Annotated in this window: 11 protein-coding genes; 4 read left to right on the forward strand and 7 right to left on the reverse strand. The window is 70.0% G+C overall.

Annotated features, from left to right (window positions below; genetic code table 11):
• Positions 1-69 precede the first annotated feature (69 nt).
• Positions 70-408 carry a hypothetical protein gene (locus O7617_RS02795; protein ID WP_282261294.1) on the forward strand — a complete coding sequence of 113 codons (339 nt, stop codon included), beginning with the start codon at positions 70-72 and terminating at the stop codon, positions 406-408.
• On the opposite strand, the gene O7617_RS02800 is transcribed toward O7617_RS02795, so the two are convergent.
• From O7617_RS02800 to O7617_RS02830, 7 genes are all read right to left on the reverse strand, one after another.
• Positions 405-1667, reverse strand: coding sequence for an ROK family transcriptional regulator (locus O7617_RS02800; RefSeq protein ID WP_282261296.1), 1263 nt, complete (start codon positions 1665-1667; stop codon positions 405-407). The genes O7617_RS02795 and O7617_RS02800 overlap by 4 nt on opposite strands.
• A 110-nt stretch (positions 1668-1777) precedes the next feature.
• Positions 1778-2881, reverse strand: coding sequence for a sugar-binding protein (locus O7617_RS02805; protein WP_282261299.1), 1104 nt, complete (start codon positions 2879-2881; stop codon positions 1778-1780).
• Positions 2882-2932: 51 nt separating this feature from the next.
• Positions 2933-4231, reverse strand: coding sequence for a multiple monosaccharide ABC transporter permease (gene mmsB / locus O7617_RS02810; protein WP_282261300.1), 1299 nt, complete (start codon positions 4229-4231; stop codon positions 2933-2935).
• Positions 4228-5775, reverse strand: coding sequence for a multiple monosaccharide ABC transporter ATP-binding protein (mmsA, locus tag O7617_RS02815; protein ID WP_282261301.1), 1548 nt, complete (start codon positions 5773-5775; stop codon positions 4228-4230). Before mmsA ends, mmsB begins: the two co-directional genes overlap by 4 nt.
• A 532-nt stretch (positions 5776-6307) precedes the next feature.
• Entirely contained in the window at positions 6308-7486 is a 1179-nt protein-coding gene (locus tag O7617_RS02820; RefSeq protein WP_282261303.1) for a glutathione-independent formaldehyde dehydrogenase, read from the reverse strand.
• A gap of 112 nt (positions 7487-7598) precedes the next feature.
• Complete coding sequence (locus O7617_RS02825) at positions 7599-7829, reverse strand: 4-oxalocrotonate tautomerase family protein (protein WP_282261306.1); 231 nt, start codon at positions 7827-7829, stop codon at positions 7599-7601.
• 29 nt (positions 7830-7858) lie between these two features.
• Positions 7859-8575, reverse strand: a complete 717-nt coding sequence (locus O7617_RS02830; protein ID WP_282261308.1) for an SDR family oxidoreductase — start codon at positions 8573-8575, stop codon at positions 7859-7861.
• A gap of 116 nt (positions 8576-8691) precedes the next feature.
• On the opposite strand from O7617_RS02830, the gene O7617_RS02835 reads away from it, so the two are divergent.
• From O7617_RS02835 to O7617_RS02845, 3 genes are all read left to right on the forward strand, one after another.
• Complete coding sequence (locus tag O7617_RS02835; protein ID WP_282261310.1) at positions 8692-9312, forward strand: TetR/AcrR family transcriptional regulator; 621 nt, start codon at positions 8692-8694, stop codon at positions 9310-9312.
• A 111-nt stretch (positions 9313-9423) separates the two neighbouring features.
• Positions 9424-11103: an ATP-binding cassette domain-containing protein gene (locus O7617_RS02840; RefSeq protein ID WP_282261311.1), complete on the forward strand. Its 1680-nt coding sequence runs from the start codon at positions 9424-9426 to the stop codon at positions 11101-11103.
• Positions 11090-12559, forward strand: a complete 1470-nt coding sequence (locus O7617_RS02845; RefSeq protein ID WP_282261313.1) for an aminotransferase class V-fold PLP-dependent enzyme — start codon at positions 11090-11092, stop codon at positions 12557-12559. Before O7617_RS02840 ends, O7617_RS02845 begins: the two co-directional genes overlap by 14 nt.
• Positions 12560-12562 lie beyond the last annotated feature (3 nt).

A 12562-nucleotide genomic window follows, 5' to 3' on the forward strand; every position in this document is an offset into this window, starting at 1 on the left:
GACCGCGCCCCCGGTGGCGGAGAGCGACCGGGGGGCGCCCGGCAGCAGTCGGTCGACTAGCGTCGTGGCATGACGATCTCGTTGGACGGCCGGCGGTTCGCCGCGGTGACGGACGTGGTGGCCGGCGAGGTGGGCACCGAGACGGTCTTCACGTACCACGAGCGGGCCGGTGAGGTGTGGGCCGAGTACGTCGGCGGCTCCATCCGGCGCGGCCACCTCGTCGGCACCCGGGAGGACGACCGGTTGGACTTCCGCTACGTCCAGCTCAACGCCGAGGGGCAGACGTCCTCCGGGCACTGTGTGACCGAGGTGGGGGTGGCGGCCGACGGTCGCCTGGAGCTGCGGGAGAGCTGGACCTGGGAGTCCCGGTCGGGTAGCGGCACCAGCGTGCTGCGGGAGATCCGCTAGGCCGGGTCGGCGGAGTCCACCTGACCGGCGACGCCGACGTTGAGCGGGTCGGCCAGCAGTTTGTCGAACGCCACCTCGGCCGCGCCGATCAGGACGGCGTCGCGGCCGAGGGCCGCGGCGTGCAGCCGCAGGTGCTCGCGGGAGGCCGGCAGCGGCATGGAGTCCAGCCGTTCGCGCACCACGTCGGCACCGGCGGTGAAGATGTCGCGCAGCGATCCACCGAACACCACGGCGTCCGGGTTGACCACGTTGACCAGGTTGGCCACCCCGAAGCCGAGCCAGTCGGCGACCTGCTCGACGGCGTCGCGGGCGACCCGGTCGCCGTCCGCCGCCGCGCGCAGCACCTCGGCCACCGCCGCGCGGTCGCTCGGGTCCCGGCCGGCGTGCCGCAGCAGGGCGGCCTCCGAGATCTCGGTCTCCCAGCAGCCCCGCGAACCGCAGCCGCAGGGCAGGCCGTTCGGGTTGACGACCATGTGGCCGACCTTGCCGCTGTGCCCCCGGTGGCCGATCATCAGTCGGCCGCCGACGATGATGCCGGCGCTGATGCCGAGGTCGCCGTGCAGGTAGATGACGTCGTCGTTGCCGGTCGCCACGCCCCGCACGTGTTCGGCCAGGGCGGCGATGTCGGCCAGGTCGCCGGCGACGAAGCCCGGGCCGGCGGTGAACTGCGCCTGGAGGGCGATGCCCAGCGTCTCGTCGACACCGGCGATCTGGATCCTGCCGTCCGGGTCGCGGGTGGTGTCGGTCACCGCGACCGCGCCGCCGACCAGCAGCGCGTCCGTGGCCACGGACCGTTCCATGTCGCGGACCAGGTCGGCGAGGGGTCCGACGGCGTCGATCGCCGACATGCCACCGAGGCGGGGGACCTCCCGCAGGTCGAGGATCTGCCCTCCGAGGCCGACCCGGGCGGCGCGCAGCCGGCCCGCGTCGATGCTCAGAGCGTGCGCGTACACCCGGTCGGAGCGGGGACTGACGACCAGGGAGGGGCGACCGGCGCGGCGCACGCTTGCCGGCGCTCCCTCGGTGACCAGTCCGCCGGCGACCAGATCGGCGGCCAGGGCGCCGATGGTGCTGCGGTTGAGACCGAGTCGGCTGGTCAGCTCCGCCCGGGACGTCGGCCCGTGCAGGTGGACGTAGCGCAGGACGGCGCCGAGGTTCTGCCGCCGGATCTCCTCCTGACTCGCGCCGGGAAGCGGCGGCAGCGGGGATTCGGTGGTACGACCGACGCCGGCCGGCCTGGACCGGACTGGTGCCGCCACGGTCAGACCTCCTTCCGGGTCGATACCGATGGGCGCGCAGGTGCGGAGACGACGATGGGTCCCGGTAGTGAAGACCCGGGACCCATCGGCGTTGCTGCCTACCGTGCGCTTTACTTGGTGAGCGGCGCGAGCTTCGGGTCGTTGGCGTACGCCTCAGCCGCGTTCGCCTTGGTGACGGCGACCGGCGGGAGCAGGTACGTGTCGACGACCTTGCTGCCGTTGTTGTAGGACTTGGTGTCGTTCACCTGCGGGGTGTTACCGGCCTGGAGAGCCTTGACCATGTTGATGGTCTCCTTCACCAGGTTGCGGGTGTCCTTGTTGATCGTCATGTACTGCTCGCCGGCGACGATCGACTTGACCGACTCGACCTCGGAGTCCTGACCGGTGACCACCGGGGTCGGCTTGCCGGCGCCCTTGACCGAGGTCAGGATCGCGCGGGCCAGGGTGTCGTTCGGGGAGAGGACGCCGTCCAGCTCCTTGTTGCCGTAGGTCGAGGTCAGCAGCTGGTCCATGCGGGCCTGCGCACCCTCGGCCTTCCAGCCCTGGATGGCGGTCTGCTTGACGTCCTTCTGACCCGAGGCGACGACGACGTTGCCCTTGTCGATCTCCGGCTTGAGGACGTCCATCGCACCGTTGAAGAAGACACCGGCGTTGTTGTCGTCCGGCGAGCCGGAGAACAGCTCGATGTTGTACGGGCCGTTCGGCTTCTTGGCCTTCATGCCGTCCAGCAGGGCCTGGCCCTGGAGCTGGCCGACCTTGAAGTTGTCGAACGCGACGTAGTAGTCGAGGTCCGGCGTGTTGGTGATGAGCCGGTCGTACGCGATGACCTTGGCACCGGCGGCGTGCGCGGCGGCGACCTGGGTCGACAGCTGCGCGGCGTCGGTCGCGCCGATGACGATGACCTTGGCGCCCTTGGTGGTCATGGCGGTGATCTGGGCCTGCTGGTCGGCGACCGTGGTCGACGCGCCGGCGTACTGCACGTCAGCCTGGAAACCGGCCTCCTTGAGGCCGTTGGTGAACAGGTCACCGGCGAGGACCCAGTTCTCCGAGGTCTTGGCCGGCAGCGCCACGCCGATCAGCGAGTTCGCCGCGAAGCCCTTGGCGGCCTCGCCGCCGGAGTTGCTGTCGCCGTCGCGGCCGGAGCCGCAGCCCGCGAGGGCCAGCATGGCGGCGGCGCTGACCGCGACCACCGACGTGCCAAAGAATTTACGCATGGTGAGGACTTGCCTTTCTTGATGTGAGACGGGTGGAGAGGTCGGTGGCCGTCAGCCGGACACCGCTGCCTTGGCGGGCTCGCGCTCCGCGTCCGGCGGTGAGGCGGGTGGGGCGGAGTCCTCGCGACGGAACGGTCGCATCAGGCTCCCGATGATGGAGAAGCGCCCCTGGCTCTTGTTGTAGACGTCGATCGCGACGGCCAGCAGCAGGACCAGGCCCTTGATGATCTGGACCCGGTCGGTGCCGACGCCCATCAGCTGCAGGCCGTTGTTGAGCACGGCCATGACGAGACCACCGACGATGGAGCCGCTGATGGTGCCGATACCGCCGGAGACGGCCGCGCCGCCGATGAAGACCGCGGCGATGGCGTCCAGCTCCCAGCCGTTGCCGTCCTGCGGACCGGAGGCCGCCGAACGGGCCACGAAGATCATGCCGGCCAGGGCGGCCAGGACGGACATGTTCATCATGACGAAGAAGTTGACCCGCTTGAGCTTCACGCCGGACAGCTCGGCCGCCCGGGAGTTGCCGCCCACCGCGTAGATGTGCCGACCACCGGCCGTGTTGCGGGTGTAGAAGGAGTACGCGATGACCAGCAGCACCAGGATGATGCCCGAGATCGGGAAGCTGGTGCCGACGCGACCGCTGGCGAAGCGCAGCGCGGCGAAGGCGATCACGCCGACCATGACGGCCATCCGCAGGATCGAGACCCACATGGGGGCCGGGTCGGCGTCCATCGCCCGGCGGGTCTTGCGCGCCTGGAGCTCCCGCCACACCACGGCCACGGCGGCGGCCAGGCCGAGCAGCAACGTCGCGTTGTTGTAGCCGGTGTTCGGTCCGAACTCGGGCAGGAAGCCCGCGCCGATCTCCCGGAAGCCCTCCGGCACCGGGATGGTGTTGGCGTTACCGATGAACTGGTTACCGCCGCGGAACAGCAGCATGCCGGCCAGGGTCACGATGAACGCCGGCACTCCGATGTACGCGACCCAGAAGCCCTGCCAGGCGCCGATGACCGCGCCGATGGCGAGGCCGAACACGATGGCGGCGGGCCAGGGCAGGTCCCACTCGGCCATCGACTTGGCCACCAGGATGCCGGCGAACGCGGCGACGGAGCCGACCGACAGGTCGATGTGCCCCGCCACGATCACCATGAGCATGCCGATGGCCAGAATCAGAATGTACGAGTTCTGCTGGAACAGCGCGATCAGGTTGTCCGACCGCAGCGTCAGGCCGTCGGTCAGGATCTGGAACAGGACGACGATCGCCACCAGGGTGAAGATCATCCCGAACTGGCGGGCGTTGGAGGTCGTGCCTCCGAACAGGTTCTTCTGAAGGTCCTTGATACGGCTCATCGGGTGGCCAACTTCTTCGTCGAGGTCATCTGCTTCATGAGGGTCTCCGGGTCCGCGTCCGCCCGAGCGATCTCGCCCGTGATGGCACCTTCGAACACGGTGTAGATGCGGTCGCAGAGCCCGATCAGCTCAGGCAGCTCCGAGGAGATGACGATGACGCCCTTCCCCTGGTCGGCGAGCCGCTGGATGATGCCGTAGATCTCGTACTTGGCGCCCACGTCGATGCCGCGGGTCGGCTCGTCGAGGATCAGCAGGTCCGGGTCGGTGAACATCCACTTGGCCAGGACGACCTTCTGCTGGTTGCCGCCGGAGAGCTTGGAGACGCCCTCGTCGACCGTCGGGGCCTTGGTCCGCAGCTCCTTGCGGTACGACTCGGCCGCCTGGTATTCCTCGACCTCGTTCAGCACGCCGTGGTGCGAGATCTTGGACAGCTTGGCGGCCACCGTCGACGTCTTGATGTCGTCGAGCAGGTTGAGGCCGATCGCCTTGCGGTCCTCGCTGACGTACGCGAGCCCGTTGTCGATGGCGTCCGCCACCGACTTGAGGACGATCTCCTTGCCGTCCTTGATGATCGTGCCCGACTCGTACACCCCGTAGGAGCGGCCGAACACGCTCATCGCCAGCTCGGTGCGGCCCGCGCCCATGAGACCGGCGAAGCCGACGATCTCACCGCGACGCACCACGAAGCTCTCGTTCTTGCAGACCTGCCGCTCGGCGGAGATCGGGTGCCGGACGTTCCAGTTGCGGACCTCGAAGAAGACGTCACCGATCTTCGGGGTGTGGTCCGGGAACCGGCTGCTCAGCTCGCGACCGACCATACCCCGCACGATCCGGTCCTCGTCGACCCCGTCCGCCTTGACGTCGAGGGTCTCCACCGTCCGGCCGTCGCGCAGGATGGTGATCTGGTCGGCGATCGCCTCGATCTCGTTCAGCTTGTGCGAGATCATGATCGAGGTGATGCCGCGGGAGCGGAAGCCGCGCAGCAGATCCAGCAGGTGCCGGGAGTCGGCCTCGTTCAGAGCAGCGGTCGGCTCGTCCAGGATGAGCAGCTTGACGTCCTTGGCGAACGCCTTGGCGATCTCCACGAGCTGCTGCTTGCCGACCCCGATGTCCTTGATCAGGGTGTCCGGGTCCTCTTCCAGACCGACCCGGGCCATCAGGTCCAGCGCCATCCGGTTCGCGGCCGTCCAGTCGATCGCGCCCCGCTTGCGCGGTTCGTTGCCGAGAAAGATGTTCTCCGCGATCGACATCTCTGGAATGAGCGCGAGCTCCTGGTGAATGATCACGATGCCGGCGCTCTCGCTGGACCGGATGTCGGAGAACTTGCTCTCCGACCCCTGGTAGACGATCTTGCCGTCGTAGCTGCCGTGTGGGTAGACCCCGCTGAGCACCTTCATCAGCGTGGACTTGCCCGCACCGTTCTCGCCGCAGATGGCATGGATCTCGCCGGCGCGAACCACCAGGTTGACGTCGGAGAGGGCCTTGACTCCGGGGAACTCCTTGGTGATGGAGCGCATCTCAAGGAGGATCGGCACGTCGCTCATAGCTCGTACCACCTCGCCAACGTCATCGGTTGCCTCCGGAAGGTTGAACCTTCACTTGGTTTTGTTGTTGACGGCAACGTATTGCGGCCGGAGGGTCATCCGCAAGGCGAGGGCCTGTTGAAAATGTAACAATCCGGCAATATAGACGTAGCGCAGTATTCGCCCGTCACAGCCGCATCCGCAGCCCCTCCCGGCACCCTCGCGCGCCGGTGGCAACGTTGTCAAATGCTAGCCCCGCCGAGATCAGGCCCGACGACCCCTTGACACGCACCGCCACCAGGCATGATCGGCGGCAACCTGACGACGGTCGACGCGCCCGCGCGCTCGGCACCATCGAATGACCTTGATCGGGTCGCCACGCCGGCGGCGCCTCCGGGACGCCACGCGGACCCAGCCGCAGGTGGTGTGACCCACGCCTCTCCCGAGGAGCCGGATCGACGACTGTCGTCTCGACGCGCCCGTCACCAGGAGAGGGATCGTGGCCTAACGCCCCTTAAGGCCGATTCGGGGGTCGCCGGCCGCGGCCCACGCGTCAGCTCGGGCGCAGCACCGCCTTGATGACCCCGTCCTCCCGGCGGTCGAAGCGGCGGTACAACTCCGGCGCGTCGGCCAGGGTGCCGTGATGGGTCACGACGACGCTGGGCCGGGCACGACCGGCGACGACCAGGTCGCGCAGCAGCACGGTGTAGCGGCGGTCGTGGGTACGGCCGAACCGGACCGCGACACCCTTGCTGAACAGCGTCCCCCACGGCGCGACGAGGTCTTCGCGGTCGTCCGCGCCGGGGGCGGGGCGCAGGTCCCGGTCCGGGTAGACGCCGGCGACCCCGATCGCGCCGACCGGGTTGACCAGCCGGGCCGCATCGGCGATCACCTGGTTCGGGCGCTCCCGCTCGGGGTGCTCCCGGTCCCGGGCCTGGAACCCGACCGCGTCGATCACCTTGTCCACCCCGCCCACCTTCTCCTCGCCGAGCGGCAACCCGGCCCGGGCCCGGTCGGCGCGGATCTGCTCGACCGGGTCACCACGGCGGAAGTCGATCGGCACCGCGCCGATCTCGCCCGCCTTGTCGAGCCGGGCGTCGACTCCGTCGACGCAGTAGACGACGCGGGCGCCTCTCAGCAGGGCCGAGTAGGCGCCCAACAGGCCGACGGTGCCGGCGCCGAACACGGCCACCGTGTCCCCGGCCTCGACCCCGGCCAGGGTCGCGGCGGCGTGCCAGCCGGTGACGAACGCGTCGGCGAGCAGCACGAAGTCGTCCTCGTACGCGTCGCCCGGCTCACCGGGCACCGGCACGCAGTTGGCGTCGGCCCACGGCACCCGCAGCAGCTCGGCCTGGGCACCCCGGTACGGGCCCATGCCGGCGTAGCCGTACGCCGCGCCCGGCGCGTCGGCCCGGGCCCGCAGGCAGGCCGCCGAGAACCCCCGCGCGCACATCACACACGTCCCGCAGAACAGGTGCGTGGGGATCACCACCCGACTGCCCGGCCGGACGGTCTGCACCGCGCTGCCCACCTCCTGCACCACGCCCAGCGGCTCGTGACCGAGCACCAGCCCGGGGTCCGCGCCGGTTCGTCCGTCGTACATGTGCAGGTCGGTGCCGCAGAGAGCGGTGGAGGTGATCCGCACGAGCACGTCGGTCTCCTCCTCCAGCGTCGCGTCGGGCACCTCCCGGACGGCGACGGTTCGGACGTCGGCGTAGACGACGGCTCTCATCCCGGCCCTCCTGTTCGGCAACGGCCGGCCTTCCCCCCGCCGCCCCGTTCATGCCACCGGGCCGGCCGGCCGCTATCAGGGCGGTGCCATCTCGGGATGCCTGAGTCTCTCCCTATTCGGCGCTCTGCTGTCGGCGGAACTGATCGACCGGGAGGCCGCCCCGACCCCAGTTCTCGGTCGCGACCTCGTTGATCACCACGAAGGTCGATGTCAACGGCTTGTTCAGGACGTCGCGCAGCAGCTCGCTCACGCCCTTGATCAGGGCGGCCTTCTCCTCGGCGGTCGCCGCGGACGTGCCGGGCGTGCTGCCCTCGCGGGTGATCTGGATGGTGACGATCGGCATCGCCTGCTCCTTTTCGGGATCGGGTCAGGTCAGTGACCGGCGTTCTGGCCACCGTCGACGTGCAGGATCTCGCCGGTGACGAACGGGGCGGACTCGAGGTAGACGACGGCCTCGACCACGTCACTGGTCTCGCCCATCCGTCCCACCGGGTGCAGGCCGGCGAGTGTCTCGTGCGTCTCGACCGGGTGCATCGGGGTCTTGATGACGCCAGGCGCGACGGCGTTGACCCGCACACCGCGACCCGCGTACTCGATGGCCAGGGACTTGGTGGCCGAGCTGAGGCCACCCTTGGTCAACGACGCGAGCACCGACGGGACGTTCGAGTTGGGCTGGTCGACGAAGCTGGTCGTGATGCTGACGATGTGGCCGGCGCCACTGACCAGCAGGTGCGGCATGACGCGCCGGGTGAGGTGGAAGAACCCGGCGAGGTTGATCCCGGTCACCTGGTCGAAATCCTCGTCGGTGTAGTCGGTGAACGGCTTGGCGACGAAGACGCCCGCGTTGTTCACCAGGGTGTCGATACGCCCGAAACGGTCGAGGGCGACTTCCACCACCCGCTGCGCCGTGTCGGCGTCGGCGATGTCGCCCCGGACGGTGACGACCTGCGGGTCGTCGGACGCGCCGATCGAGCGCGAGGTGGCGACCACGCCGTAGCCGAGCTTGCGGTAGGCGTCCACGAGGCCGGCGCCGATGCCCTGGGACGCGCCGGTGACCACGACGACCTTCTGTACCTGACTGGTGCTCATGGGAACCCTCTCCTGACTGGCCGAAGCCCTGGCGGCCGGACCTGGTGGCCCGACCGGACGATCGCTAGACGACTGGTCTACTAAAAGCTAGCCGACCGGTCGTGTATCGTCAAAGCATGGGACGGACCAGTGACGCGCGGAACAAGATCCTCGACGCGGCTGCCACGCTGATCGAGCAGCGCGGCTACTCGGCCCTGGGCGTGGCCGAGATCTGCGCCACGGCCGGCGTGCCGAAGGGCAGCTTCTACTACTTCTTCGAATCCAAGCAGGCCCTCGCCCGCGCCGTCATCGACGAGCACTGGGTCACCCAGCGCCGCCAGTGGGAGCAACTGCTCGGCACCGAGCACGACCCGCTGCGGCGGCTACGGGACCTGTTCGTGGCGACCGAGGAGATCCAGCGCGTCGGCCAGCAGAAATCCGGTGTGGTCGCCGGCTGCCTGTTCGGCAACCTCGCCCTCGAACTCAGCAACCAGGCCGAGGAGATCCGCGGTCGACTCCAGGAGATCTTCGAGGAGCAGATCGCCCTCATCGAGAAGGTCGTCGTCGAGGCGAAGGAACGCGGCCTGGCCGGCCCGTCGGTCGACGTCCGGGAGGCCGCCCGGTCCATCGTGGCCCAGATCGAGGGACGGGTCCTGCTCGCGAAGCTGCTCAACGATCCAACCCAGTTGGAGACGCTGTGGCGCAACTGCCTGGACCTTCTCCAGGTGCCGGCGGAGGCACGGACCACGATCGACTGAGTGGGCGGACAGCGCCGGCCGATCCGGCCGGCACATCGACCGGACCACTCAGTAACATCGGCGAGGAACGATGTTCAGGCGGACCCTCACCGACCGGATCGGGCGATCGACATGACGACCGAGCAGACCACCGCTCCCCCGCGCACCGGCGTCGGCATCGCCACCAGTGGTCTCGGGCAGCGCGTCCGGGGCGGTCGCCAGATCCTGGACGACGTCTCGCTGGCCGTCGCGCCGGGCGAGCTGGTCGCGATCATCGGCGCCAGCGGCGCCGGCAAGACCACCCTGCTGGAGCTGCTCGGGGGCGTACGGCGACCGACGGCGGGCACCGTGACGTACGACGGCACCGCCGACCCGGGCACGATCGGTTTCGTCCCGCAGGACGACATCATCCACCGGGAGCTGCCCCTGGCCCGCACCCTGCGGTACGCGGCCCGACTGCGCCTGCCCCGCTCCACCGGGCCGGCCGAGGTCGTCGACCGGGTCGCCGAGGTGCTCGCCGAACTGCGCCTCGACGAACGGGCCGGCACCCGGGTGGGCCTGCTCAGCGGCGGCGAGCGCAAGCGCGCCAGCATCGCTGTCGAGTTGCTCACCCGGCCCGGCGTCTTCCTCCTCGACGAACCCACGTCCGGGCTGGACCCGGCGATCGCCGTGGAGCTGATCCAGGTGCTCCGCGCGCTCGCCGACACGGGGACCACCGTCGTGCTCACCACCCACCAGATCACCGACGTGGACCACTGCGACCGGGTGGTCGTGCTGACCCGCGACGGACGATTGGCGTTCACCGGCACCCCGGCCGCGGCCCGGGAGTTCTTCGACCTGCGGTCCCTCGCCGAGGTGCACCTGCGACTCGACCAGGCGACGGACCCCACCGAGTGGCCCGACCGGTTCGCCGAGCGGCGGCGCGACGCCGATCGGCCGGCCCGCACCACCGACGCTGGCGGCGGCGCACCCGAGCACGTCGGCCGGCTGCGCCAGTGGGCCGTCCTCACCGCACGCAACACGGAGATCGTCGCCCGCAACCGGCTGACCCTGGCGATCCTGCTCGGCTCGCCGCTGATGGTGCTCGGCATGTTCGCGCTGCTGTTCCGCCCGGGAGCGTTCGATCCGACCCGGCCGAGCCCGACGGTGACCGTGATGATCCTGTTCTGGATCGCGTTCGGCGGCTTCTTCTTCGGCCTGACCTACGGGCTGCTGCAGATCTGCACCGAGCTACCGATCCTGCGCCGGGAGCGGCTGGCGGGCGTCCGACTGGTGCCGTACCTGATGGGAAAGGTCGCGGTGCTGCTGCCGCTGCTGGCCCTGGTGGACCTGGCCCTGCTCGGGGTCCTCCGTGGCATCGACCGGCTGCCACCCGTCGACGGCCCCGACTTCGCCGCCCTGTACGCGACCCTGCTGCTCTCCTCGACCGCCGCGCTCGCCCTCGGTCTGCTGTGCTCCGCGGCCGTGTCCGACCCGGCCCAGGCGACGCTCATGCTGCCGATGCTCTGTTTCCCGCAGGTGTTGTTCGTCGGTGCGATCCTGCCGGTGCCGGCCATGGCGGTCGGCGGTCAGTGGCTCAGCTACGCCATGTCGAACCGGTGGGCGTTCGAGGCCCTGGGGCACACCGCCGGGGTGGAGCGACTCTGGCGCGACGGCGGGTCCCCGCTCGGTCCGCCGCTGCTCGCCACGTACGGCGACAGCTTCTCCCGTCCGGTGTGGGTGAACTGGTTGGTGCTCGGCGGCTTCGTGGTGCTCTTCCTGACGGCCACCTGGGCGGTGCTGGCACGAAAGGGCTCCCGTGGCCACCGGTGAACCGGCGGCACCCGCCTCGCCGACGGCGTGGCCCGGTTATGCCGCCACGAGCCGGATCGACGACCTGCGCGCCACCGAATACCAACACCTGGACCGGAACGGGCAGGTGTATCTCGACTACGCCGGGTCGGGGGTGGCCGCGCAGTCCCAGGTACGCGAGCACCACGATCGGTTGCTCGCCGGCCTGTACGGCAACCCGCACTCGGAGAACCCCACCAGCGGCGCGGCGGGTTCGCTGGTGGAGTCGGCCCGACGCGCCGTGCTCGACTTCTTCCGCGCCGACCCGGCCGAGTACGCGGTCGTCTTCACCCCGAACGCCAGTGGCGCCTGCCGGTTGGTCGGCGAGGCGTACGACTTCCGCCGGGGCAGGTCGTTGGTGCTGACCTGGGACAACCACAACTCGGTCAACGGTGTCCGCGAGTACGCCCGGGCGGCCGGGGCGACCACGCGCTACGTACCGCTGAGCGGGCCGGACCTGCGGGTCGCCGAGTCGGATCTGGTCGCGGTGCTGGACGCGGGCCGGGGCGGCCTGGCCGGCCGACGGGGTCGGGCCGGTGGTCCGGGCCTGTTCGCCTATCCGGCGCAGAGCAACTTCTCCGGCGTGCAGCACCCGCTGGGCTGGGTGGAGGTGGCCCACCAACGCGGGTACGACGTGCTGCTCGACGCCGCCGCCTTCGTGCCGACGAACCGCTTGGACCTCGGCGTCGTGCGGCCCGATTTCGTGTGCCTGAGCTGGTACAAGCTGTTCGGTTACCCCACCGGGGTCGGCGCGCTGCTGGCCCGCCGTGGGGCACTGGCCCGGCTGCGCCGGCCGTGGTTCGCCGGTGGCACCATTCGCGCGGTCAGTGTGCAGGGCGACTGGCACCGGTCGACTGACGACGAGTCGGCGTTCGAGGACGGCACACTCAACTTCCTGAGCATCCCGGACGTGGAGTTCGGGTTGCGCTGGCTGGACTCGATCGGCGTCGAACTCGTCCACACCCGCGTCGGCCTGCTCACCGAATGGCTGTTGGAACGGCTGACCACACTGCGGCACGACTCGGGCGGGCCGCTGGTGCAGGTGTACGGGCCGACGACGGGTGCGGCGCGGGGCGGGACGGTGACGTTCAACCTCCGCCACCCGGACGGCACCCTCATCGACGAGCGGCTCGTCGCACGGGAGTCCGCGGCGGCCGGGTTCTCCCTGCGGACCGGCTGTTTCTGCAATCCGGGCGCGGGCGAGGGCGCGTTCGGGATCAGGAGAGAGTCGGTGCGGCGGCGACTGTTGGCGCGCGTCGACACGATCGACCAGTATCTCGACGCGTTGCGCCTGCCGACCGGCGGCGCGGTCCGTGTCTCGTTCGGGTCGGCCTCCACCGCGGCCGATGCGGAACGTTTCGTCGCCTTCGTGCAGTCGACCTACCTGAACCGTGACGTCGGGGTGGCGTCACCGCTGCCGCCCCGACTGCGCTGCTGACGG

The sequence above is a fragment of the Micromonospora sp. WMMD1155 genome, from assembly GCF_029581275.1.
Taxonomy (GTDB): domain Bacteria; phylum Actinomycetota; class Actinomycetes; order Mycobacteriales; family Micromonosporaceae; genus Micromonospora.